The organism is Microvirga sp. M2 (assembly GCF_047497095.1).
Classification (GTDB): Bacteria; Pseudomonadota; Alphaproteobacteria; order Rhizobiales; family Beijerinckiaceae; genus Microvirga.
In genome coordinates, this window is record NZ_CP134064.1 from 1904011 (window position 1) to 1926373 (window position 22363).

Annotated in this window: 20 protein-coding genes; 10 read left to right on the plus strand and 10 right to left on the minus strand. The window is 63.6% G+C overall.

Annotated features, from left to right (window positions below):
• Position 1: 1 nt before the first annotated feature.
• The gene (locus RE429_RS28390; RefSeq protein WP_414475057.1) at positions 2 to 613 is read right to left on the minus strand and encodes a YqgE/AlgH family protein; all 612 of its coding nucleotides are present in this window, start codon (positions 611 to 613) and stop codon (positions 2 to 4) included.
• Positions 614 to 718: 105 nt separating this feature from the next.
• On the opposite strand from RE429_RS28390, the gene RE429_RS28395 reads away from it, so the two are divergent.
• Together RE429_RS28395 and RE429_RS28400 are read left to right on the plus strand one after the other, a co-directional pair.
• On the plus strand, positions 719 to 1546 hold the full coding sequence (locus RE429_RS28395; RefSeq protein WP_414475058.1) for a protein-disulfide reductase DsbD domain-containing protein: 828 nt from the start codon (positions 719 to 721) through the stop codon (positions 1544 to 1546).
• 43 nt (positions 1547 to 1589) lie between these two features.
• Positions 1590 to 2072, plus strand: coding sequence for a peroxiredoxin (locus tag RE429_RS28400; protein WP_370434393.1), 483 nt, complete (start codon positions 1590 to 1592; stop codon positions 2070 to 2072).
• A 62-nt stretch (positions 2073 to 2134) separates the two neighbouring features.
• Here RE429_RS28400 and rnhA read toward each other — a convergent pair whose 3' ends face one another.
• From rnhA to ispH, 3 genes are read right to left on the minus strand one after another with little or no spacing between them, the layout of a single operon-like run.
• The gene (rnhA, locus tag RE429_RS28405) at positions 2135 to 2590 is read right to left on the minus strand and encodes a ribonuclease HI (protein ID WP_414475059.1); all 456 of its coding nucleotides are present in this window, start codon (positions 2588 to 2590) and stop codon (positions 2135 to 2137) included.
• Entirely contained in the window at positions 2587 to 3552 is a 966-nt protein-coding gene (locus RE429_RS28410) for a homoserine kinase (RefSeq protein WP_414475060.1), read from the minus strand. Before RE429_RS28410 ends, rnhA begins: the two co-directional genes overlap by 4 nt.
• Before the next feature lie 3 nt (positions 3553 to 3555).
• Positions 3556 to 4515, minus strand: a complete 960-nt coding sequence (ispH, locus tag RE429_RS28415; protein ID WP_414475062.1) for a 4-hydroxy-3-methylbut-2-enyl diphosphate reductase — start codon at positions 4513 to 4515, stop codon at positions 3556 to 3558.
• 143 nt (positions 4516 to 4658) lie between these two features.
• Here ispH and RE429_RS28420 point away from each other — a divergent pair, with 143 nt between their 5' ends.
• From RE429_RS28420 to RE429_RS28430, 3 genes are read left to right on the plus strand one after another with little or no spacing between them, the layout of a single operon-like run.
• Complete coding sequence (locus tag RE429_RS28420; protein ID WP_414475063.1) at positions 4659 to 6509, plus strand: monovalent cation:proton antiporter-2 (CPA2) family protein; 1851 nt, start codon at positions 4659 to 4661, stop codon at positions 6507 to 6509.
• Entirely contained in the window at positions 6509 to 7888 is a 1380-nt protein-coding gene (locus tag RE429_RS28425; RefSeq protein ID WP_414475064.1) for an MATE family efflux transporter, read from the plus strand. The genes RE429_RS28420 and RE429_RS28425 overlap by 1 nt, the downstream gene beginning before the upstream one ends.
• 37 nt (positions 7889 to 7925) lie before the next feature.
• Positions 7926 to 8660, plus strand: coding sequence for a DUF937 domain-containing protein (locus tag RE429_RS28430; RefSeq protein ID WP_414475065.1), 735 nt, complete (start codon positions 7926 to 7928; stop codon positions 8658 to 8660).
• Between the two features lie 10 nt (positions 8661 to 8670).
• Here the strand turns inward: RE429_RS28430 and RE429_RS28435 are convergent, their stop codons facing one another.
• Positions 8671 to 8973 carry a DUF1127 domain-containing protein gene (locus RE429_RS28435; protein WP_414475066.1) on the minus strand — a complete coding sequence of 101 codons (303 nt, stop codon included), beginning with the start codon at positions 8971 to 8973 and terminating at the stop codon, positions 8671 to 8673.
• 269 nt (positions 8974 to 9242) lie between these two features.
• On the opposite strand from RE429_RS28435, the gene RE429_RS28440 reads away from it, so the two are divergent.
• On the plus strand, positions 9243 to 10133 hold the full coding sequence (locus RE429_RS28440; RefSeq protein ID WP_414475964.1) for a LysR substrate-binding domain-containing protein: 891 nt from the start codon (positions 9243 to 9245) through the stop codon (positions 10131 to 10133).
• A gap of 3 nt (positions 10134 to 10136) precedes the next feature.
• Here RE429_RS28440 and RE429_RS28445 read toward each other — a convergent pair whose 3' ends face one another.
• Entirely contained in the window at positions 10137 to 11063 is a 927-nt protein-coding gene (locus RE429_RS28445; RefSeq protein ID WP_414475067.1) for a DMT family transporter, read from the minus strand.
• Positions 11064 to 12051: 988 nt separating this feature from the next.
• On the opposite strand from RE429_RS28445, the gene RE429_RS28450 reads away from it, so the two are divergent.
• The 4 genes from RE429_RS28450 to RE429_RS28465 all read left to right on the plus strand — a co-directional run bounded on the left by RE429_RS28450 (position 12052) and on the right by RE429_RS28465 (position 17568).
• Positions 12052 to 13434: a basic amino acid/polyamine antiporter gene (locus tag RE429_RS28450; RefSeq protein ID WP_414475965.1), complete on the plus strand. Its 1383-nt coding sequence runs from the start codon at positions 12052 to 12054 to the stop codon at positions 13432 to 13434.
• A gap of 28 nt (positions 13435 to 13462) precedes the next feature.
• Entirely contained in the window at positions 13463 to 14746 is a 1284-nt protein-coding gene (locus RE429_RS28455; protein ID WP_414475068.1) for an arginine deiminase, read from the plus strand.
• 95 nt (positions 14747 to 14841) lie between these two features.
• Positions 14842 to 15960, plus strand: a complete 1119-nt coding sequence (locus RE429_RS28460; protein WP_414475069.1) for an AI-2E family transporter — start codon at positions 14842 to 14844, stop codon at positions 15958 to 15960.
• A gap of 126 nt (positions 15961 to 16086) precedes the next feature.
• On the plus strand, positions 16087 to 17568 hold the full coding sequence (locus RE429_RS28465; RefSeq protein ID WP_414475966.1) for an alpha/beta hydrolase: 1482 nt from the start codon (positions 16087 to 16089) through the stop codon (positions 17566 to 17568).
• Between the two features lie 202 nt (positions 17569 to 17770).
• Here RE429_RS28465 and RE429_RS28470 read toward each other — a convergent pair whose 3' ends face one another.
• The 4 genes from RE429_RS28470 to RE429_RS28485 form a co-directional block, all read right to left on the minus strand.
• Positions 17771 to 19234 (minus strand): amidohydrolase family protein, encoded by a 1464-nt coding sequence (locus RE429_RS28470; protein ID WP_414475070.1) that lies wholly within the window; start codon positions 19232 to 19234, stop codon positions 17771 to 17773.
• A gap of 72 nt (positions 19235 to 19306) precedes the next feature.
• Positions 19307 to 19936, minus strand: a complete 630-nt coding sequence (locus RE429_RS28475) for a DUF308 domain-containing protein (RefSeq protein WP_414475071.1) — start codon at positions 19934 to 19936, stop codon at positions 19307 to 19309.
• Between the two features lie 393 nt (positions 19937 to 20329).
• A complete protein-coding gene (locus tag RE429_RS28480) occupies positions 20330 to 21964 on the minus strand; it encodes an adenylate/guanylate cyclase domain-containing protein (protein WP_414475072.1) in 1635 nt (544 codons plus the stop codon).
• Positions 21961 to 22335 (minus strand): response regulator, encoded by a 375-nt coding sequence (locus RE429_RS28485; protein ID WP_414475073.1) that lies wholly within the window; start codon positions 22333 to 22335, stop codon positions 21961 to 21963. The genes RE429_RS28480 and RE429_RS28485 overlap by 4 nt, the downstream gene beginning before the upstream one ends.
• Between the last annotated feature and the right edge of the window lie 28 nt (positions 22336 to 22363).

Consider the following 22363-nt stretch of genomic DNA (forward strand, 5'->3'; position numbering starts at 1 on the left):
CTCAGGCGTGGCCGGCATCCATCGACAGCATCGCCGGCTCGATCCCGATCCGGCGCAAGGCCATCTCGTAGCGGATCTCGGCGGGCGTGCTGAAGATCAGCTCCGCATCGGCCGGGCAAATGAGCCAGCCGTTGGCCTGGAGCTCGTGCTCGAGCTGCCCCGCGCCCCAGCCGGCATAGCCGAGCGCGAGAACCGCCTGCTGCGGACCGCGGCCCTGGGCGATGGCCCGGAGAATGTCGATGGTCGCCGTCAGGCACACCCCGTCGTCGATCGGGAGCGTCGACTGGGCGAGATGGAAATCAGGCGAATGCAGCACGAATCCGCGGCTCGTCTCCACAGGTCCGCCCATGAGAACCTGAATGCGGCCCACGCGCTCGGGCAGATGAATGCGCTCCGGCTCCGGCACGATCTCGAGCTGGACCAGGAGATCCGGCATGTTGAGGTTTCCGGCGGGCCGGTTGAGAATGATCCCCATCGCTCCTTCCGGCGAATGGGCGCAAACATAGATCACCGCTCGGGCGAACCGCTCGTCCATCATGCCGGGCATCGCGACCAGCATCTGCCCGTCGAGGTAGGGGCTGCCGGTGCCGTAGGGATCCTGCTGAAAGCTCATGTCTCGAATCTGCCTTGCTGGGCCGCCAAACCGATCACGGGATCGTGGATGGCAGACCCGAGTAGAAACCGCATAAAGGAAGCGCCTCAGGGAGGCGTCAGTTCCATGACAACGACATTCCGCATCGTCATATCTGCTTTTTTTGTGGCTCTGTCCTCGATCACGGCCTTTGGACAGTCCCTCCCCGCTTCGACCTCCGCCCAGGGTTTCCACTCCCAGGTCCAGCTCCTGTCCGGGGGAAAGCTGGGGGAGACCTGGCTGGCCGGGATCGCGATCACCCTCGATCCCGGCTTCAAGACCTATTGGCGCAATCCCGGCGAGTCCGGCCTGCCGCCGAGCTTCGACTGGTCGGCATCGGAAAATGTCGCCGATATCGAGGTCCAGTGGCCGGCCCCGGAACGCCATGAGGATGCGGCGGGCGTCGCCTATGTCTACAGCCGGGAGGTCACCCTGCCGGTCGTAGTGAAACCCAAGGTTGCGGACAAGCCGGTCAAACTCGCACTCACGGTGGATTACGGCATCTGCAAGGATATCTGCATTCCGGCCCATGCGGACCTGGCTCGGCCCCTCACGGCGTCAGGCCCCGACCGCGCCGCTATCGACGGGGCCATGGGAAGGGTTCCCCGCAGGCGGGCTCTCGGCGATCCGGGCGATCCGGCAGTTCTGTCCGTGCAGCCGAAGACAGGCGCGGACGCCGCCCTGACCGTCTCGGTCCGCGCCCAGGACGGTGCGAGGGCGGTTCTGTTCGCCGAAGCTCCGGAGAACTGGTATGTCTCGGTCACACCCGACGGCGAACGCAACCGCTTCACCCTGACGATCGAGGACAGGCCGAAGGACGCATCGGGACCCGTTCCCCTCGTCCTCACGCTCGTCGCCGGGGACAAGGCCGTCGAAACGCAGGTGAGCCTCGACGGCGACAGCCTGTCGCGCTAGTGAAGAAATCCCAAACGACAGCTAAAGCTTTGGAGCAAAGTGCATGGCCATCCAGGTCGGAGAACGCCTTCCCCAGGTCACCTTCCGCGTCATGACGCCGGACGGACCGGTCGCCAAGACCACGGACGACCTCTTCAAGGGGCGCAAAGTGGTGCTTGTGGCGGTTCCGGGCGCCTTTACCCCCACCTGCCACCGCAACCATCTGCCCGGCTACGTGCAGCGCGCCCAGGAAATCAAGGCGAAGGGCGTCGACGCGATCCTCGTGACCGCCGTCAACGACGTCTTCGTCATGGATGCCTGGGCCAAATCCGCGAGCGCCGACGGCATCGAATTCCTGTCCGACGGCAACGGCGATTTCGCCAAGGCGATCAAGCTGACCATGGACGGCACGGGCTTCGGCCTCGGGATCCGCTCCCAGCGCTATTCCATGGTGGTGGACGACGGCGTCGTGAAGGCCATCAACGTGGAAGATACGCCGTCCAAGGCGCAGGTCTCGGGCGCGGAAAACATCCTGAAGGATCTCTGATCCTTTTATCAGCCCTCGGACATTGAGGCCCTTGCCCGCGCGATGCCGGCAGGGGCTTTTGTTTAGGCGCGCCTCTTCTTGAAGGGCTGCATGGCGGCGACCGCCAGTTCGTCGACCCGGATGTTGGTGGGATCGTCCGCATGCCCCTTCACCCAGTGCCAGGCCACGTCGTGCCGGGACGCGGCCTCGTCGAGTTCTCGCCAGAGATCCTCGTTCTTCACGGGCTTGTTGTCGGCGGTGCGCCAGCCGCGGCGCTTCCAGTTGTGCATCCATTGCGTGATGCCCTGGCGCACATACTGAGAATCCGTGAAGAGATCGATGGCGCAGGGACGCTTGAGGGCGTTGAGCCCCTCGATGGCGGCGCGGATCTCCATGCGGTTGTTGGTGGTATGAGCCTCCCCGCCGGAAATCTCCTTCTCGCTGCCCTTGAAGAACAGGATGGCCGCCCAGCCGCCCGGCCCGGGATTTCCCGAGCAGGCGCCGTCGGTATAGATCAGGACGCGCTCAGAGCCGCTCATGCCTCGAGCCCATATTCGCGCGCGTGCCGCACATGGCGGTGGAAATGGAGCTTGCGGTCGTATTCCAGCGGATCCTTCGGCCGCACGAGCGCGCCGGGCGGCACGTTGAGCCAGTCCACGAGGCGGGTGAGCATGAAGCGCATGGCCGAGCCGCGGCAGAGAACCGGCAGAGCCCCGACTTCCTCGGGGGAGAGCCGGCGGACGGCCTGATAGCCCGTCAGCATCGCCTGCCCCTTCGTGAGATTGAACGACCCGTCCGGCTCGAAGCACCAAGCGTTCAGGCAGATGGCGACGTCATAGGCGAAAGCATCGGTACAGGCGAAGTAGAAGTCGATCAGCCCCGACACCTCGGCGCCGATGAAGAACACGTTGTCGGTGAACAGATCGGCATGGATGATGCCGGTGGGCAGATCCGCTGGCCAGGCCTCGCGCAGGTTGGCGAGCTCCCGCCTCGTCCGGTCGGCAAGGCCGCCCGAAACCGTATCGGCCTGCGCCTCGGCCTGGGCGAAGAGCGGCCCCCAGCTGTCGAGCGACAGGGCGTTGGGGCGGCTCATGGCGAAATCCTGGCCAGCGAGGTGGAGCTTGGCCAGCGCGCCGCCCAGGGCCCCGCAATGTCCGGAGGTGGGCCTGCGGACGGCAATGCCGTCGAGAAACGTGATGATGACCGCGGGCCGCCCCGCGAGCCGCCCGAGCGGCTGCCCCTGGCGATTGTCGACCGGCAGAGGGCAGTTCAAGCCTTTGTTCGCCAGATGTTGCATCAGCCCGAGGAAGAACGGCAGGTCGGCCTCCCGCACCCGCTTCTCGTAGAGGGTCAGGATGTAGGAGCCTTCCGTCGTGTGGAGGAAATAATTGGTGTTCTCCACCCCCTCCGCGATGCCCTTGTAGGACAGCACCGTGCCGATATCGTAGGTTTCGAGAAAGCTTGCGAGCTCCTCGTCGCTGACTTCCGTATAGACTGCCACTGCTTACTCCGCCGCCTGCTCACGCAATTCACGCGGCAAAGGAAAGAACACGCTCTCGTCCGCCGTCGAGACGCTCTCTACCGACACTTCATAGCGCTCGGCAAAGGCATCGATGATTTCTTCCACGAGGATTTCCGGCGCCGACGCGCCCGCCGTGATGCCGAGACTGCGAACGTTTCCGAACAGCGACCAGTCGATATCCTCCGCCCGCAGGATCAGGCGCACCAGGGAGCACCCTTCCCGCTCGGCCACCTCGCGCAGGCGTTGGGAGTTCGATGAATTGGGGGAACCCACCACGATCATGGCGTCGACCTGAGGCGCCACCCGCTTGACCGCACCCTGCCGGTTGGTGGTGGCGTAGCAGATATCTTCCTTGTGCGGACCGATAATGAAGGGAAAGCGCCTTTTCAGGGCATCCACCATGTCCCGGGTGTCGTTGACGGACAGGGTCGTCTGGGTCACGAAGGCCAAGTTCTCCGGGTCGCCCGGCTGCAGCCGGGCGATATCGTCCACGGTCTCCACCAAGGTCGTCGCCCCTTCGGGCAGCTGCCCCATGGTGCCGACCACCTCCGGATGCCCCTCATGACCGATCAGGATGATGTGACGGCCCCGCTTGTGGTGGAGCTGCGCCTCCCGATGCACCTTGGTCACCAGCGGGCATGTGGCGTCGATGGCAAAGAAATTGCGCGCCTGAGCGGCCTCCGGCACCGATTTCGGCACGCCGTGCGCCGAAAAGATCACAGGAGCCTCGGTGTCCGGAATCTCGTCGAGCTCCCGCACGAAGACTGCCCCCTTCTGCCTCAGGTTCTCCACCACGTATTTGTTGTGCACGATCTCGTGGCGTACATAGACGGGCGCCCCGTGGATCGAAAGCGCCTTCTCGACGGCGTCGATGGCGCGGACCACCCCGGCGCAGAAGCCGCGCGGGGCACAGAGAAGGATGTGGAGGGGCGGCTTCGTCATGATCCCGCGATGTGGCGAGACGAGGCCCTCCCTGTCAAGCGGGAGTGGCGGTAATTCGCGGCTTGGCCATTCGTAAGAAGGGCTCGCCCTTCGGGGCAAGACTCCCTAGAAAGGGGTGATTGCTCACCGGATCCGATTGCCCGATGGCCAGCCCAGCCTCCCATGTCAGCTTTCTCCCGCCGATCCTGACCTTCTGCGGGGCGGCCGTCATTGCCGTTCCCATGTTCCGATTCATCGGCCTGAGCGCCGTGCTCGGCTATCTGGCGGCGGGAATCGCCATCGGCCCTTCGGGCCTCAGTCTCGTCGAGGACCCGGGAACGATCGCGACCGTGGCGGAACTCGGCGTGGTGCTCCTGCTGTTCATCATCGGGCTGGAACTGAAGCTGTCCCATCTCTGGTCCATGAAGCGGGACATCTTCGGGCTGGGCTTCGCTCAAATGGCCGTCACGGGGCTCTGCCTCGGCGGCGCCTCGCTCACCATCGGCTTCGGATTCAGGGCGGCCTTCGTCATCGGCGTTGCGCTGGCGCTCTCGGCCACCGCGATCGCCCTTCAGATGCTGGGAGAGCGCAAGGACCTTCAGACGCCTTACGGACAGCGCTCCTTCGCCATCCTGCTGTTTCAGGACCTCTCGGTGGTGCCGGTGCTCGCCATTCTGCCCCTGCTGGCTTCGGGCACGGCGGTCGAGGACAACTCGATGCTGGACCGGCTTTCGGCCGCCGGCGAGGCCATCGCCGCCATCGGCGCCGTCATCCTGGTCGGCCGCTACGGGCTGAATCCTTTCTTCCGCATCCTCGCGCGCACCGGCTCCCGCGAGGTCATGACCGCATCGGCGCTGCTGGTGGTCCTGGGCGCCGCCCTGCTCATGCAGGAGGCGGGCCTCTCCATGGCCATGGGCGCGTTCCTGGCCGGCCTGCTGCTCGCCGAATCGAATTTCCGGCACCAGCTCGAGGCCGATATCGAGCCCTTTCGCGGCATGCTGCTGGGCCTGTTCTTCATGAGCGTGGGCATGTCGATCGATCTGGGCCTCGTCCGCCAGCAATGGGTGCTGCTGACCCTCGCGGCCCCGGCGGTGATCGTCGGGAAGACCATCCTGACCACCATTCTCTCGCGCCTGTTCGGCGCCACGTGGCGCGAAGGCCTCCGATCCGGCACGCTCCTGTGCACGGCGGGCGAATTCGCCTTCGTGCTCCTGCCCGTCGCCACGGGTGCAGGATTGATGGCTCAGGCCGAGGCGCAGTCCGTGACGGCGCTGGCGGCCATCACGATGCTTCTCGGCCCCATCTTCTCGACCCTCGTCGAGAAAGCCCTTCTGGCCCGTCCCGAGCGATCCACGGGCCCGGGCGTAGAGGATCTGCTCGGACAGGAGGGCGATCTGTCGAGCCGGGTCCTCGTGATCGGCTTCGGGCGCTTCGGGCAGATCGTCAATCAGGTGCTGCTCGCGCAGGACATCGATGCGACCGTCATCGACAACAACGTGGAACGCGTGCGCGATGCCGCCCGTTTCGGTCTCAAGATCTATTACGGGGATGGGACGCGCCTCGACGTGCTCCGGGCGGCCGGCGCCGAAAAGGCGGAAATGATCTGCGTATGCACGGACGAACCGGACACGATCGAGAAGATCGCCGAGATCATTCACGAGAACTTCCCGAACGCCCGCAGCTTCGTGCGCGCCTACGACCGGATTCATGCGGTGAAGCTCTTGAAGATCGGGATCGATTATCAGCTTCGTGAAACGTTCGAATCCGCCATCGTCTTCGGCCGTTCGGCCCTCGAGGAACTTGGAATCGACGCGGAAACCGCCCTCGGCGCGGCCCAGGACGTGCGCAAGCGCGACATCGCCCGGCTCTTCCTCCAGAAGGAAATCGGCGCGAGTTTCGGGGCCGAGCTCGTGGTCGGAGCCAAGATCGCGCCGGAACCCCTCACCTCTCCCACCGGGAAGGCCAAGGCCTTGAGCCCGGAAACGCGCGACATTCTCGGCGAAGGAGCACTCTGATGGACGCCACCCCTGCCGAGCGGGCCTCGGAGGCGCGCGCCGATACGCCTGTCTTCGTGCAGGGCTCGACCATGCGCCACGTGCTCGTGATGACCGGGACGGGCGCGGCCGGATTGATCGCGATCTTCATCGTCGACCTCGTGTCGCTGCTTTACATCTCGTGGCTCCACGATCCGAGCATGACGGCGGGCGTCGGCCTGGCGACCGTCGTGATGTTCTTCACGGTCTCGATCAATGTCGGCCTGATGATCCCGATCGGCGCTCTCGTTTCGCGCGCCCTCGGGGCGCGCCGGCACGAGGATGCGCGGCGGCTCGCGACCTCGGGAAGCATCCTCATGGTGGCGATCGGCGCGGCCGTCAGCCTGATCGTCATGCCCTTTCTGCCACAGATTCTCAAAGCCATGGGAGCGAGCGGCCAAGCCTATCAGGTCGCGCACAGCTTCCTTTGGATCGCCTTGCCGACGAATGCGATGATGGCCGCCGGCATGGCGTTCTCAACCCTCCTGCGCGCCGCAGGCGACGCCAAGCGCAGCATGTACGCGACGCTCTCGGTGGCCATCATCACGGTGTTTCTCGATCCCGTCACGATCTTCGTCCTGGATCTGAGATCCGACGGCGCAGCCCTGACCATCAGCCTCGCGCGCGTGGTCTATCTTTATGTCGGGTATCTCTATGTCACCCGCACCCACCGGCTTCTGGCCAAGCCCAGCCTGCAATCCGTGATCCGTGACGCGAGGCCATTCTTCGCCATCGCCGTTCCGGCTGTTCTCACCAACCTCGCCGCGCCTGCCGCCAACGCATTCTTCACGGGCGTCATGGCGCGGTTCGGAGATCAGGCGATTGCGGCCTCCGCCATCATCGACCGCGTGACGCCGGTCTCCTTCGCGGGCGTCTTTGCGCTGGCCGGGGCCATCGGGCCGGTTCTAGGGCAGAACTGGGGCGCGGGCCGGTACGACCGCATGAGGGCGACCCTGAAGGATTCCCTCACCTTCATGATCGTCTACGTCCTGAGCGTGTGGCTTCTGCTGTTCCTGCTGCAGGAAGCCATCGTCCTGGCTTTCAACGCTCCGCCGCTGACGGCGGAGCTGGTGCGCTTCTTCTGCCAGCTGAGCGGTTTCATCTGGTTCTTCGTGAGCCTGGTCTTCGTGTCCAATGCGTCGTTCAACAACCTCGGCTATCCCCTGCTCTCCACCTTCTTCAACTGGGGGCGGGCAACGCTGGGAATGATCCCGTTCGCCTATTTCGGGGCGCAGATCGGCGGGCCCAAGGGCGCCCTGATCGGCATCGGCGCCGGATCGATCGTTTTCGGGATCGCAGCGATCGTCACTGCGTTCTGGACAATCCGGCGTTTGGAGAGGCAAGCTGTCCCGATCCCATAAAGGGCAGCCGGGCGTTCACGCCTTCGAGGAGCCTGCCATGTTCAACTGGTTCGATCTGATGCGCCAGGCGCAGACCCAAGCGGCTTTCGAGACTTTGGCACGGCAGTTCCAGCTCTCGGCCGACCAGCAGCAGCGCGCCATGGCGGCCGTTCTGCCGGCCTTCGCCATGGGACTTCAGCACACCTTGACCAACGGCGATCCGGGCCGCTTCCTGCAATCCCTGATGAGTGGCGGCTATCAGAATTTCTGGCAGGCCGCCGGACAAACCTATTCTCAGCAGGCGCAGCAGGAGGGCAGACGCCTGCTCGACCAGCTCTTCGGCTCCGACGAGGCCAGCCGCCTGGTGGCCCATCAGGCGGCGAATTTCGCCGGCATCGGCGTCGATATCATGCAGCAGATCCTGCCGATCTATGCGGGCCTCCTCGCGGGGGGATTGACGCAGTGGATGGCCGCGCAGTCGAAGGTCGTCCAGAGTTTTGCTTCGCCGGATACGGCCGACACATCGAAGCAGGATGCGGTCAATGCCTGGACTGAACTCTGGGCCGGATGGTTGAAGGTCCCGGCGCCGGAGAAGAAGCCTGCCGCTACCCCCCTCCAGGAGATGATGGCGGGCTTCCTCTCGATGCCCGAGACCGAGAAGCCTCCGGAGCCCTCGCCGTCCGCTTCATGGGGCGAGATGATGGAAAAGGGACGCGAGATGCAGATACAATATCTCACATCCCTTCAAGGGATTCTGGAGGATGCCTGGGGAACGGGCCCGAGGAAATCTTAGCCTCCTCCCCTCACAAGCGTGTCCACCGGCCGTGACTGGCGTGCGGCGGCGGCAGATCCATGTGCCGGGCGGACGCCTCCGCGCATCGCACGAGCATCGATGACGGGCGATGATGAACGGGTTCCATCAGGGCGCTTTCAACGTCGCCGCGCGTCAGGCCGATATCCTTGAGCATGCGCTCGTCGAACTCGGCGAGATGCTTGACCTCGCTGCGATCCCTGACTGCCCTGGCGAGTGAGACGAGCGTACGCAGGAGCCTGCCCAGCATCGGGGGTACGGGAGAGATCAGGTTAGGCGCCGCAGACCGGGACATGTCAGTCTCCTTTCGCTCGTGAAGGACCTCACAGGGGCTCTCGGGATGCTCTGGAACGCTCCGAACCGTTCCAGGGAGTTCCAAAGGCGTTCCAGCAGGGCTCCTGGGAGACATTATGGAACGCCAGCTAGAACGAAACTTCCTCTAAGACCTTGTTTCGAAAGACGAATCTTTTCATCTTTTCGGAAAAATAGCACGTTCCCTTTCATCACTTGAAACGATTGTTTGAGATTTGTATCATCAGAATCGTTGATGATGGGATCATGGCCATGCACCTGCTTGATATCGACCAGCTCCGCACCTTCGTGGCGATCGCGGATACGGGGTCGTTCACCCGCGCGGCGGAGATCGTCCACAAGACGCAGAGCGCCGTCTCCATGCAGATGAAGCGGCTGGAGGACCGGGTGGGGCGCCCGATCTTCGAGCGCGACGGACGCCTCTCCAAGCTCACGGACGAGGGCGAGCGGCTCCTCGATTACGCCCGCCGGATCGTGCGCCTGAACGCGGAATGCATGGCTTCCTTCAACGAGCACGAGCTCACGGGCCGCGTTCGTTTGGGCCTTCCCGACGATTATGCCGACCGCTACCTGCCGGAGATCCTGGCGCGGTTCTCGCGCTCCAACCCGAAGGCCGAGGTGACGGTGATGTGCGAACCCACCCACAACCTGATCGGGCGGGTGCAGCACGGCGACCTCGACCTCGCGATCATCACCCATGTGGACCGGCGCGGCCCATCCGAGATCGTGCGCATCGAGCAGCTTTTATGGGTCACTTCGGGCCGCCACGGCGTGCATGAGGAGACGCCGATCCCGCTGGCGCTCGGCCGCCCGAACTGCGACTGGCGCCACTACGCGACAGAAGCTCTGGAGAGCGCGGACCGCGCCTTCCGCATCGCCTATGTGAGCTGGAACTCCACGGCCGTGGGCGCAGCGGTCCTGTCGGGTCTCGCGGTCTCGGTCCTCCCGGAAAGCGCCGTGCGCCCCGGCATGCGCATCCTGGGGCCCTCCGACGGATTCCCCGCACTGCCCTCGTGCAAGATCGGCCTCATCCGCGCGCGCGGCGAGGAGAACCCGCTCGCAGATGCTTTGGGATTCCAGATCAAGCAGTCGCTCGACAATCTGGGCTCCACCCGCCCGGTCTATCCGGCCGCCGCGGAGTGAGCCTCAGCGGGCGGGCCTGCGCAGCACCAGCACGTTGCCGATGAGCGCGAACACCACGCCGATCCCGGCGAGCGCCGTCCACTGGTAGCCTTCGAGCAGCGTGGACACGGCAAGCGCGATGATGGGGAACAGCACGGTCGAGTAGCCTGCCCGAGCGGCCCCGAGGCGGCGCAGCAGCGTGAGATAAGCCATGAAGGCCAGGACCGAAGCGCCGATCGAGAGATAGAGCAGCGAGCCGATATAGGCGGCCGTCGGCTCGACCATGAAGGCATTGCCGCGAAGAACGTTCAGCGTGAGCAGCACAATGCAGCCATAGGTCATGCCCCAGGCGGTGGCGGAGAGCAGCGGCACGCCCCGGCGCTGCACGACGGTCGAGATCATGTTGCCCGAGCAGAAGAACAGCGTGCCCATGACGCAGAGGCCGAGGCCCCTGAGCGCGTCCGCATTGAAGCCCGCACCCGCAATTTCCGGCCAGAACAGGAGCCCGATGCCGATGACGCCGATCACGCCGCCGAGCGCCACCCGTGGTTCCACCTTCTGCCGGAAGATGACGAAGCTCAGGACGAGATTGAACACGGAGGCGAGCGAGAACACCACCGAGAGCAGCCCCGACGGCACGCTCAAGCCGCCATAATAGAACGAGATGAAATTGAACGAGAACAGACAGCATCCGACCGCCGCGAAACGCAGGTGATCGGCGAGCCCGAACCGAACCCGGTGGCCGGTGGCGAGCACCCAGGCCCACATGAGGAAGGCTGCGAGCAGGAAGCGCCACAGCACCGACATCTCCGGCGCCACCACGCCGAGCTGCGCGTGGATCCCGATCCAGCTCACGCCCCACAGGAAAACGGTGGCGGCATAGAGCCCGAAGGTGGTTCCGTCGAAGCGCTTGGCATCCGGCGCAGACATCGTGGCAGTGGCCTGGGTCATGGGTCTTCCGAAGAATCGTGAGATATCCCGATTACGCGGAGCCGATCATCAACACAAATGATGAAATATCATCGATTTTTCCTGGAATGCTGATGAGACGCGCAAGAAATACCCTGGCAATCGTCGCAGACCGGGTCCTGAACCGCCCGAATGTGCCGTTTGGGAATGCGATCTGCGCAACGCAATGACCCGCGTTGCCTGAGACATTGGAATCCCCTGCAAGTCATATGGGACCGGGATTGTCGTCCCTCTGGCCATTCGATCTGGTTACGTCACCGAAGGTCCCGGGCAGCAAGGACCGGACTGTCGGGATGGGCAAATTGCTGCTCGGTTCCGGGCATTCTCCGCTCGACTTCGGGGTTTTCCCCGATAGGCAGAGCGAACGGCAGCGATCAAACTCCGCGCTCGTGCCGCAGGTTAGGCCCGAACCGGAGCAGCCAGCGGGTTCGACACGACGCTGTCGTTCGACGAACAAGCGCGGCAGTTCCGGATCAAAGGGGCTGCGCCCACAGGTGGTTTCGCGCTGATACGCAGCCGGGGCGGAACACCACTTGTGGGATCCCAACCTGCGGATCGACGGGCAAGACGTGCATGTTGGGGCTTTGCCGAAAAGGGAGTATGGTTGTCAATCCGATCCCAAGGCATTGACTCTTGGCCCAATAGTAAAGCGTTGCGTTCCAGTGCAGACGACAGCGTTGAAGGGATCTCACGACAGAGAACGATCCTTGATCAGTCTCGGGGTTAGGCCTGATGAATCCGACGTCCACCGACAACACTCTCCGGCCTGATCGCTGAAAACTCAGCCATCATCTCTTGGAGTTCCTTGTCGTCAGGTCCGACGAAGAGACGACAGGCAGGAGGGACGGCGATGGCAGAGGCACACCCGCTTCACAAGTCGATCCAGCCGCGAGAAGGCTCTGAACAGACACAAGTCAACCCGGCAGCGAATGCTCCGGATCAGCGGCTGACGTTGCCGGTGCTCACTGCAATGGTCGTGGGCTCCATGGTTGGCGCTGGCATTTTCTCCCTGCCTCGCACCTTCGGCAATGCGACTGGCCCGTTCGGGGCCATCATCGCGTGGTGCATCGCTGCCGGCGGCATGTACACGCTGGCACGCGTCTTCCAGGCTCTTGCCGAGAGGAAGCCCGATCTCGACGCCGGCGTCTATGCCTATGCCAGAGCGGGCTTCGGCGACTATCCCGGCTTCCTGTCCGCCTTCGGGTACTGGATCGGAAGCTGCATCGGCAACGTATCCTACTGGGTTCTCATCAAATCGACCCTCGGCGCGTTCTTCCCGGTTTTCGGCGAAGGCAACACGGTGACGGCGATCGTGGTCGCCTCGATCGGCATCTGGCTGTTCCACTTCACGATCCTGCGCGGCATCAAGCAGGCCGCATTCATCAACTCCATCGTGACCGTCGCCAAGATCGTCCCGATCCTCGTCTTCATCGTCATCCTGATCGGCTTCTTCAAGGCCGATCTGTTCCGCGCGAATCTCTGGGGCGGCGAAGGCATGCCGCAGACCAGCCTGTTCGAGCAGGTGCGCGCGACGATGCTCGTGACGGTGTTCGTCTTCCTCGGAATCGAGGGTGCCAGCGTCTATTCGCGCTACGCCAGGACGCGCTCCGATGTGGGCCGAGCCACCATCTTCGGTTTTTTGACCGTCACCGCCCTTCTGGTCCTGGTCACGCTCCTGCCCTACGCCGTGCTGGCGCGGGCCGATATCGCCGGGCTTCGCCAACCCTCGATGGCGACCGTTCTCGAGGCCGTCGTCGGTCATTGGGGCGCCGTCTTCGTCAGTCTCGGCCTGATCGTGTCCGTGCTCGGCGCCTATCTCGCTTGGTCGCTGATCTGCGCCGAAGTCCTGTTCACGGCGGCGAAGACGGACGACATGCCACGGATCTTCGCAACCGAAAACGGAAACAAGGTTCCAGCCGCCGCGCTGTGGCTGACCAACATCGTCGTGCAGCTCTTCGTCATCAGCACGTACTGGTCGCGGGATGCATTCTCGCTCATGCTCAGCCTGACGAGCGCAATGTCGTTGATCCCATTCCTGCTCGTGGCCGCCTACGGCTTCCTCCTGGCCAGGCGTGGCGAGACCTACGAGGTCCGAGCCGAGGAGCGCCGACGCGATCTGGTTCTGGCCGGAATCGCCACGATCTACACTCTCTTCCTGATCTATGCCGGCGGCATGAAATTCGTCCTGCTGGCGGCCATTCTCTACGGCCCAGGGACCATCCTGTATCTCTGGGCTCGCCGCGAACAGGGCAAGAAGCTCTTCACGCCGATCGAATGGGCAATTTTCGCCGCCGCTGTCGTTGGCTGCGTCGTGGGCATTCACGGCCTTGCGACCGGCTACATCACCGTCTGAAGGGGAATTCCAACCCGGGAGCATGACCATGACCGACACAAGGGCAGCAATGGAGGCTGTGACTCCATCACCGCAATCCGCGTTCGGTGTCCACTCGGAGGTCGGCACGCTCCGCAAAGTGATGGTTTGTGCGCCGGGGCGCGCGCACCAGCGCCTCACTCCTTCGAACTGCGACGCCCTTCTGTTCGACGACGTCTTGTGGGTCGACGTCGCGAAGCGCGATCACTTCGACTTCGTGCAGAAAATGCGCGACCGCGGCATCGATGTCGTGGAAATGCACAACCTGCTCGCTCAAACCGTCGCCATCCCCGAGGCGAGACAGTGGATCCTCGACAACCAGGTCGTGCCCAACCAGGTCGGCCTCGGGCTCCTCGATGAGATCCGCAGCTATCTCGACGGCCTGTCCGATCGGGAGCTGGCCGAAACCCTGATCGGCGGCCTGTCGACGGAGGAGTTTCCCGAAGACATCGGCGGTGAGCAGCTGACCCTGATGCGGGATGCCGCGGGCGTCACCGAGTATCTGCTGCCGCCGTTGCCGAACACGCTCTACACCCGTGACACGACCTGCTGGGTCTATGGGGGCTGCACGCTCAATCCGCTCTTCTGGCCGGCCCGGCACGAGGAAACCATCCTCGCCGCGGCGATCTACAGGTTCCATCCGGACTTTGCGGGCAAGGTCAATGTCTGGTGGGGCGATCCACTCCACGATCACGGCCTTGCGACCCTCGAGGGCGGAGACGTGATGCCGATCGGCAAGGGCAACGTGCTGATCGGCATGGGCGAGCGCACGTCGCGCCAGGCGATCAGCCAGCTTGCCGCCGCCCTGTTCCGGAAAGGGGCGGCCGAGCGGGTCATCGTGGCGGCCATGCCGAAGCTGCGCGCGGCGATGCATCTCGACACGGTCTTCACTTTCGCCGACCGCGACTGCGTTCTGGTTTATCCGGACATCGTCGACACGATCCACGCCTATTCCTACAGGCCCGCCGACAATGCGAGCGGAATCGAGCTGCACAGGGACAAGGGAACATTCGTCGAGGTGGTGGCCGAAGCTCTCGGCATCAAGGCGATGCGCGTCATCGAGACCGGCGGCACCGCCTATATGCGCGAACGCACGCAATGGGACAGCGGCGCGAACCTGGTCTGCGCCTCACCGGGTGTCGTCTTCGCCTATGACCGCAATGCCTACGCGAATACGCTGCTGCGCAAGGCCGGCATCGAGGTCATCACCATCTCAGGGTCCGAACTCGGGCGCGGGCGAGGCGGCGGGCATTGCATGACCTGTCCGATCATCCGCGATCCCGTCGAGCTTTAGGAGCGGCACCGGCATTGGGGCGGCGATACCGCGCCCGGAAGACGGACCGATCAGCGGAGACAAATGACGCGCCGTCGAGGCCCGGAGCTAGGTCAATGACGAAACAGGGGCGCCTGAATCCGTGGATCATGACGGGAACCATTGTCCTCCTGCTCGCGGCGCTGAAGGTTGCAAGCGCCGTTGTCACGCCGGTCGCCTTCGCATTGTTTCTCATTGCACTTCTTTGGCCCTTGCAGAGACGGCTTCAAGTTTTGCTGCCTCGGCTTGTCGCCCTCATGGCGACCATTCTGTTACTCGTCACGGCGTTCATCGCATTCGCCTCGCTGATCGCATGGGGGTTCGGCCACGTCGGCCGATGGGGCCTGGCGAATATGGGGCGTTTCCAGGCCCTGTACGACAGGACGACGGCATGGCTCGATGATCAGGGCATTGCGGTCGCGAGCCTGTGGGCCGATCACTTCAATGTCGGCTGGCTCTTGGGACTGATCCAACAGTTCACCAGCCACGTGAACACGACCCTGAGCTTCTGGGTGGTTGTCCTGCTCTACGTGATCCTGGGTCTCCTCGAGGTCGAAGGAACAGCCAGGAAGATCAAGGCACTGCCGGACGGAGCTACGGTTCGCCTTCTGTGGGAAGGCAGCGAGGAAACGGCCGCCAAGATCAGGCGATACATGGCGGTGCGCACGCTCATGAGCTTGCTGACGGGAATGCTCGTCTGGATCTTCGCAATTCTCTTCGGTCTGCCGCTGGCCCGGGAGTGGGGCATCATCGCCTTCGCCCTGAACTACATCCCGTTCATCGGCCCGCTCGTCGCCACCGTCTTCCCGACGCTGCTCGCGGTGCTGGAGTTCGACACCTGGCAATCGGCGGTAACCGTCTTCCTGTGCCTGAACGCGATCCAATTCGTCGTCGGCAGCTACATCGAACCGCGCCTCTCCGGTTCGGCCCTGGCGATGTCGCCGTTTGTGGTGCTGTTCTCGATCTTCCTGTGGACGTTCCTGTGGGGCCTGCCCGGCACCTTCATCGGCGTCCCGATCACGGTGGCCGCCCTCACCTTCTGTGCCCGGCACCCGGACACGCGCTGGCTCGCAATTCTTCTCGGCCCGCCGGACGAACGAGAACAGGCCGTCGATATGGGCGCTGGAACGGGAGAGGGGTTCCCCCGCCATGATCGTTCCGGCCGCGTGTCCGGATCCGGCGGCAGGAGGACATGATTTCGGTCGTAGGGACAGGTTCGACCGTTACGTGTCGCGTCTTGCCGTCCCGTATTGGTTCGCCTGACGCGTCGCAATGATCGAACTGACGGATGTTGTCGCACCGGAGAACGACTCTTGGGATCGATCGTCTATACAGGGCTGAAAAGGATCGCGATCGGCGCGATCGTACTGGCGGGCGTCGTGCTTTGCCTGATCGTCGCCGGTCTCGCCTTCCGTGCATGGGACGCCCTGCGCGCCCCTCCGCTTGAACCATGGCACACCTTCGTTCCGGACGAACTCGATGCGGATGCCATCGACGCCACCGACTGGCAGGGCTATCTCCAGGCCGAAGAGCGGATCCTTGCCGAGGTCAGGCGCGAAGTCTTCCGCAAACCCGACGAGGGCGCCGCGATGCCGCTGAGCCGCTATGTTGCAGGCAGCCCGGTCGACCCGCAACGTTTTCAGACCGACTGGAACCGTTCCTACGTCATGGAACCCAAGGGCGATCCGATCGGCGGCGCCGTGTTTCTTCACGGCCTCACCGATGCCCCCTACAGCCTCCGTCACCTCGCCGCCCTCTATCGCGACCATGGTTTCGTCGCCGTCGGCATCCGCTTGCCGGGCCACGGCACCGTTCCGGCCGCCTTGACCAGCGTCGAGTGGGAGGACTGGATGGCGGCGACCCGGCTGGCTGTGCGAGAGGCCGTCCGACGCGCGGGCCCGGGCAGGCCGCTTCACATCGTCGGCTTCTCGAACGGTGGGGCACTCGCGGTGAAGTACGCCTTGGACGCCATCGGAAACGACGATCTTCCGCGACCGAAGCGCCTGATCCTTCTGTCACCGATGGTCGGCCTCACGATCTTCGCCAGATATGCCGGCATTGCCGGATTGCCTGCCTTCTTCCCGGCCTTCGCCAGGGCGGCGTGGCTCGATGTGCTGCCCGAGTTCAACCCCTTCAAGTACAACTCTTTCCCCGTCAACGGAGCGCGGCAAGCCTTTCAGGTCACGCAGGCTCTTCAGGATCAGATCAATCGCGCCGTCGCCGATGGCAGCATTGCGGCTCTTCCGCCGATTCATACATTCCAGTCGGTCGTCGACTTCACCGTCAGCACCCGGGCGATCATCACAAGCCTTTACTCACGGCTTCCAGCCAATGGCAGCGAACTGACCCTGTTCGATCTCAATCGGGCCGTCAGCCTCGGCCCGCTGATCGACCGCTCCATGGAGACAATCGTCGACCGGCTCTTGCCGTCTGCCCCGCGCGCGTTCAGGACGACGCTCGTCACGAACTCGGATCCTTCGTCGCTCGAGGCCGTGGAACGGCTCACCGAAAGCGGCGAAACGGCTGAGACGATGATGCCGCTCGGCCTGACCTTCCCACCCCTCGCCTTCTCGCTCTCCCATGTTGCCCTGCCGTTTCCCGTCACCGACCCTCTCTATGGTTCGCAGCCGGACAACAAGGAGGAATTCGGCATCAATCTCGGCGCCCTGACACCGCGCGGCGAGCGCGGCGTCCTTGTCGTTCCTCTCGACGCGCTGGTTCGGATTTCATCCAACCCGTTCTACCCGTACGTCGCCCGCAGGATCGCCGAGAGCATCGACCAAATGCCGCGCAATGCCCCCTGATGGCTTGGGATGACTCATGTCACTCATCCTGCTGACCTGGACCAGTGGATAGACAGCGGCATCGTGCGAAAAAGCGGGTCCACTTTCTCGTACGATGCGCTAGAGCCTTTTCCATGAACTTCGGTTCATGGAAAAGGCTCCTGTTGTTTGAGAAAGACGCCTTTTCTTCGCAAAACCGGCATCCACTTTTGCGGAAAAGGCTCTAGCCAGGCAAGGTGTTCTTATACAGCCTGCCGTCCTTCATGATCACCATGAGATTCTTGTCCGGGTCGGCGACAAGCCCAATGTCGTCGATGGGATTGCCATCGATCACCAACAGATCGGCGAGGGCTCCCTCTTCGATGGCTCCCAGTTTTCCAGGGTAAGGGTTACGCGGACCCGACATCGCCAGAAGCTCAGCGTTGCCGGAGGTTGCCATCGTCAATATCTCGGCATTTCCGTACCAGCGGGTCAAATGAGTCAGCAGCCGTCCCTGCCGCCCCGTAAGCGCATTCGAGAACAGCAGGTCCGTCCCGAAGGCGGTCTTGATCCTGTGGTCCTTCGCAAGCCTGTAAACATTGTCCGTTCCAGCGATGACCTGAAGCAGATTGATGCGGCTCTGGCCCGTCAGCGGAGGCATGTCGCCCTCGTCGATGAACGGTTGCGTGCTGAGCCATATGCCCTTGTCCGCCATGAGACCGGCCGTTGCCTCGTCCATCAGATGCCCATGCTCGATGCATTGAGCGCCTGCAGCGACGGCCCGCCGGATCGCGGCGGGTGGATAGGCATGCACCGCCACGTAGGTATTCCGGTCGGCTGCCGCCTGTACACCCGCCCGGAGCTCCTCCTCGCTGAACGTGAACATGTCCAGCGTGGTACGCGGCGACGCGACGCCTCCGCCGCCGACGAGCTTGATCTGCGAGGCGCCCTGGAGGAGCTGTTCACGGACCCGCAGGCGGGCCTCGTCCGCATTGTCGGCGATATTGGCACCGCCGGTTTGCTCCAAATGACTCAGCGGACCGCCGGGGATCCTCGGCAGATCGGATAGCGGTCGCATGTCGCCATGCCCGCCGGTGGTCGTGATCATGGCTCCCGAGGGGTAAATGCGAGGTCCTGTGACGAGCCCCTCGTCGATCGCCTGCTTCAATGCGAAGGACGGGCCGCCGAGGTCCCGGATGGTGGTGAAGCCGCGCATCAGCGTCCGCTCCGCCTCGGCGCTCGCGGCAAGAAAGATGTATCCCACGTCGGCCGAAAACAGGACGGGGATCGGAAGTGCCGCGAACATCGTATGCCAGTGGGCATCGATCAGGCCCGGCATCAGAACCCGACCGCCGCAATCGATCATCCGTGTGCCCTCCGGCGGCGCCGGGTCACCACTGACGATCTGCTTGATGCGATTGCCCTCGACAAGGAGGCGAAGCCCTCCCCGCAACACGTTGGACTTGCCGTCGAACAGCAGGAAGTTTCCGAACGCGAGCGGCGGCGCCGGTCGGGAGGATGACGATTGCGCGCCGACCGGACGAACGAGGCCGAGCGAGACGAGAGAGGCACTCGCCCCGGCCATGAATCCACGTCGGGACAGGTCCATGCCGATCCGCCGAGAGGCGGTCTGAAGCTGCGGCTGGCAACAGGAACAGGTCCACGCTTCGGAACGCGCGACTCGATCGGCCGGCACACACGAAAACATGGGCATCCTCCCGCCTGTTGGGAACAATTCCCGACGTTGGGCCGATCGTGGTTCGATCTCGAAGCATCGAACTCAATGCCTGACATCCCTGGCATGGGGCGGTCTTCCACCCCAGAGGGAAGCGGAGCCCAGCCACGCCGCACCTTGCAGGATGAGATCAATCCCGAGCAGGAGCCCGAATATCCAGAAGCCCGTCTTCGGGAATTCGGCCAGAACAATGAGCCCTGCCACGATGCCGAATGAACCCGACAGCAGCATCACCCAGCCGTTCTCCCGCCACCGGCTCCCTCCCCAAAGGACACGCACGATCCCCGACAGCAGCAGCAGCAACCCGAGGCTGTAGGTCAACAGCAGTTCACCCTGCCGGGTCGAGCGAACAAAGACCTGGGAAAGCACCATGGCACCCGAGCCTGTCGCGCCGGCGAGCACAAGGCCGAGGGCGATGTAAAACAGCCCGAGCAGCATCTGCCACGCGAGACCGCCCCAGCCGCGCGTCCACACGGCATGGATGATTTCGAAGGCGCCCACGACGATGGCGGCCGCCCCGATGAGGGGCGGGCTGACAGCCGAGGCGAGCCCGACATCGGCCAGGATCATCGCCCCGCCCAGGATCATGACAGCGCTCAACAGCACGCGAAGCCAGTACGGAGGCTGCCTCGGGCGGGGCGCCGCGGGATCCGGCACGGCATCATCACGATCCATTGCGCCCTCCAGCCGCTCAGGTCAGCCCCTGGGCAGGCCGACGCGACCTGCCCCCTGTCCGGTGAGCAACGTGGATGTCGGCGGCGGATTGCGGGATAGTTGAGAAAACCCCCGACGCCACACGCGCCCCGGCGATCACCTGGGGAAAAACCCTGACGCCGCACGCGCCTCTCTCCGGCGCGAGGGCCTCGATCCGATCGGCTGAGGCTTTCCTCGCTCACTTAACCGCCGCATGATGGCGAAAATCCGACGGCACATCCCATTGCGGGTCCCGGTCCGGAATCGGACGGCTGTCCAGGCAAGAAGCGAAATCCGAAGCCCGATGCATAGGGAGGACTTCTGGGCTTTGTGCGTCTCGAGGTCATAGCGATCATTGCCATGCCTGTCGCCGAGTTATTCCGTACGTCTCCTGGCTGTTAGGAACGACGTTGTCATTCTCCCCTTACCTCGGACACTGATGACGCCACGCGGCTCGAACTCATAACAATGCTCGAGGACGCCGCGCAGCTCCTCCGAGACCTGAATGTGTCCTGGCAGACTGCAGGCTTCAAGGCGACTTGCGACATTGACGGTGTCGCCCCAGACATCGTAGATGAACTTGTTCCTGCCGATCACGCCGGCGACGACCGGACCCGAGTGCATTCCGATCCTCGCGCGGAATCGGACCTTGGTATCCCGATTGATCTGCTCGAGCGCCCCAAGCATCTGAAGGGCCAGCTCACCCATGACCTCGGCATGATCCGGCCTGGCCTCTGGAAGTCCTGCAGCAGCCATATAGGCGTCGCCGATTGTCTTGATCTTCTCGATGCCCAGATTCTCCGCGAGGGTATCGAAAGCCGAGAAGATCCGGTTGAGATTTTCGACGAGTCGACCCGGCGCCACGCGTGCAGCCACCTTGGTAAATCCCACCAGATCGCAGAACAGGATGGTCGCGCTTTCGAAGCGGTCGGCGATCACCACCTCTCCACCGTTGAGACGACCGACAATCTGCCCAGGCAGGATATTGCGGAGGAGAGCATCCGATCTCTCCTTTTCGGCCTTCAGCTGCGCGAGGTAGCCGAGCTCACGATCGCGCCAGTGCTTCCGCTCCAAGCAGGCGTTGATGCGGGCGCGCAGAAGAACCTGATCGAAAGGTTTGGGGAGGTAATCCTCAGCGCCTGCCTCAATGCAGCGAATGACGCTGGCGGTCTCCTGATGCCCCGAGATCATGATGACCGGGATATCCCGGAATCGCTCATGCATCTTGAGTCGCTCGAGCACCTGAAGGCCATTCATGTCGGGCATTAGCAGATCGAGCAACATCAGATCGACCTCTTCAACCTTAAGGATCTGCAACGCCTGTTCCCCTGAGCTGGCCTCGATCGTCTGATGTCCTTCACGCTCCAACCGCCGCAGGAGAAGACCGCGATTGCTGGCATTGTCGTCGACGACCAGGATCCTCCCTGTTTCCCGCGGACGCTCCCGGGTAAGCTCCGGCGTTCGTGTCCCGAGCAAGAATCCGGCACTTTGGAGCTGCGTCTGTTCCGCCTCGGTCGCGGCAGGTTCGGCTTGATGACAGGTGAGGTTGACGATCCATTCCAGACTCGAAAGGAGCCGGGTTGTCTCGGTCTGAAGCTGTTCGAGGTCCTGGCGAAGCGACACGGCCCTGAGATCCATGGGGTCTTCGAGCAGCATCTCGCTATAGCCCTTGATGGCGCTGAGTGGATTGCGGAGGTCGTGGAGCAACCGCTCCTGAAAACCAGACAGGCTCTCCCCCTCGCCGCGAGCCGCCGGAACACCGGCGCCGAGAGACCTCTCGACAAGCCCAAGCAAGACCTCGGCGGATTCCCGAATCCGTCCGATGTCTGGCATGAGCCCCGATAGCCCTAGCCGGGTCGCCTCATCACGAAGCATATCGGAATAACCGGCAATGGCACTCACAGGAGCCAGAAGTTCCTGCCGGACATGGGTGAGGCGCGCACGGACCTGACTTTCATGAACGAGGTGCTCGAAGGGGCCGTTCGTCGATGACCGTGAACGTCTGATCATGAGGAGCCCGCCTGGAGAAGGCGCTCGATCTTTGCGAGCAGGCGTTCCAGTTCAACCGGCTTGGTGTCGTAGTCGTCACAGCCAGCCGCCACGGCTTTTTCCCGATCGCTCGACATGGCGTGCGCCGTCAGGGCGATCACCGGGATGGATCTCGTTCTCGGCTCCGCCTTGAGCCTTCGTGTCGCTTCCCAACCGTCGACAACCGGTAGGCTCATATCCATCAGAATGAGATCCGGCTTGCCTTCGGCCGCGGCGCTCAATCCTTTGGCGCCGTCCTCGGCAATGAGAACGTCATATCCCTTACGCACGAGCCTGCGCGAGAGCATATCACGGTTCAACTCGTTATCTTCGACCAGCAGGATCGTGGGCATGATCGTCCCCGGCGCTCAGGAAAGAAGA

Excerpts from the sequence above, each read along its gene's own strand:
- RE429_RS28390 (WP_414475057.1), bottom strand. The coding sequence starts at position 613 with ATGAGCTTTCAGCAGGATCCCTACGGCACCGGCAGCCCCTACCTCGAC.
- RE429_RS28395 (WP_414475058.1), top strand. The coding sequence starts at position 719 with ATGACAACGACATTCCGCATCGTCATATCTGCTTTTTTTGTGGCTCTG.
- RE429_RS28400 (WP_370434393.1), top strand. The coding sequence starts at position 1,590 with ATGGCCATCCAGGTCGGAGAACGCCTTCCCCAGGTCACCTTCCGCGTC.
- rnhA (WP_414475059.1), bottom strand. The coding sequence starts at position 2,590 with ATGAGCGGCTCTGAGCGCGTCCTGATCTATACCGACGGCGCCTGCTCG.
- ispH (WP_414475062.1), bottom strand. The coding sequence starts at position 4,515 with ATGACGAAGCCGCCCCTCCACATCCTTCTCTGTGCCCCGCGCGGCTTC.
- RE429_RS28420 (WP_414475063.1), top strand. The coding sequence starts at position 4,659 with ATGGCCAGCCCAGCCTCCCATGTCAGCTTTCTCCCGCCGATCCTGACC.
- RE429_RS28425 (WP_414475064.1), top strand. The coding sequence starts at position 6,509 with ATGGACGCCACCCCTGCCGAGCGGGCCTCGGAGGCGCGCGCCGATACG.
- RE429_RS28430 (WP_414475065.1), top strand. The coding sequence starts at position 7,926 with ATGTTCAACTGGTTCGATCTGATGCGCCAGGCGCAGACCCAAGCGGCT.
- RE429_RS28435 (WP_414475066.1), bottom strand. The coding sequence starts at position 8,973 with ATGTCCCGGTCTGCGGCGCCTAACCTGATCTCTCCCGTACCCCCGATG.
- RE429_RS28440 (WP_414475964.1), top strand. The coding sequence starts at position 9,243 with ATGCACCTGCTTGATATCGACCAGCTCCGCACCTTCGTGGCGATCGCG.
- RE429_RS28445 (WP_414475067.1), bottom strand. The coding sequence starts at position 11,063 with ATGACCCAGGCCACTGCCACGATGTCTGCGCCGGATGCCAAGCGCTTC.
- RE429_RS28450 (WP_414475965.1), top strand. The coding sequence starts at position 12,052 with ATGGTCGTGGGCTCCATGGTTGGCGCTGGCATTTTCTCCCTGCCTCGC.
- RE429_RS28455 (WP_414475068.1), top strand. The coding sequence starts at position 13,463 with ATGACCGACACAAGGGCAGCAATGGAGGCTGTGACTCCATCACCGCAA.
- RE429_RS28460 (WP_414475069.1), top strand. The coding sequence starts at position 14,842 with ATGACGAAACAGGGGCGCCTGAATCCGTGGATCATGACGGGAACCATT.
- RE429_RS28470 (WP_414475070.1), bottom strand. The coding sequence starts at position 19,234 with ATGTTTTCGTGTGTGCCGGCCGATCGAGTCGCGCGTTCCGAAGCGTGG.
- RE429_RS28475 (WP_414475071.1), bottom strand. The coding sequence starts at position 19,936 with ATGGATCGTGATGATGCCGTGCCGGATCCCGCGGCGCCCCGCCCGAGG.
- RE429_RS28480 (WP_414475072.1), bottom strand. The coding sequence starts at position 21,964 with ATGATCAGACGTTCACGGTCATCGACGAACGGCCCCTTCGAGCACCTC.
- RE429_RS28485 (WP_414475073.1), bottom strand. The coding sequence starts at position 22,335 with ATGCCCACGATCCTGCTGGTCGAAGATAACGAGTTGAACCGTGATATG.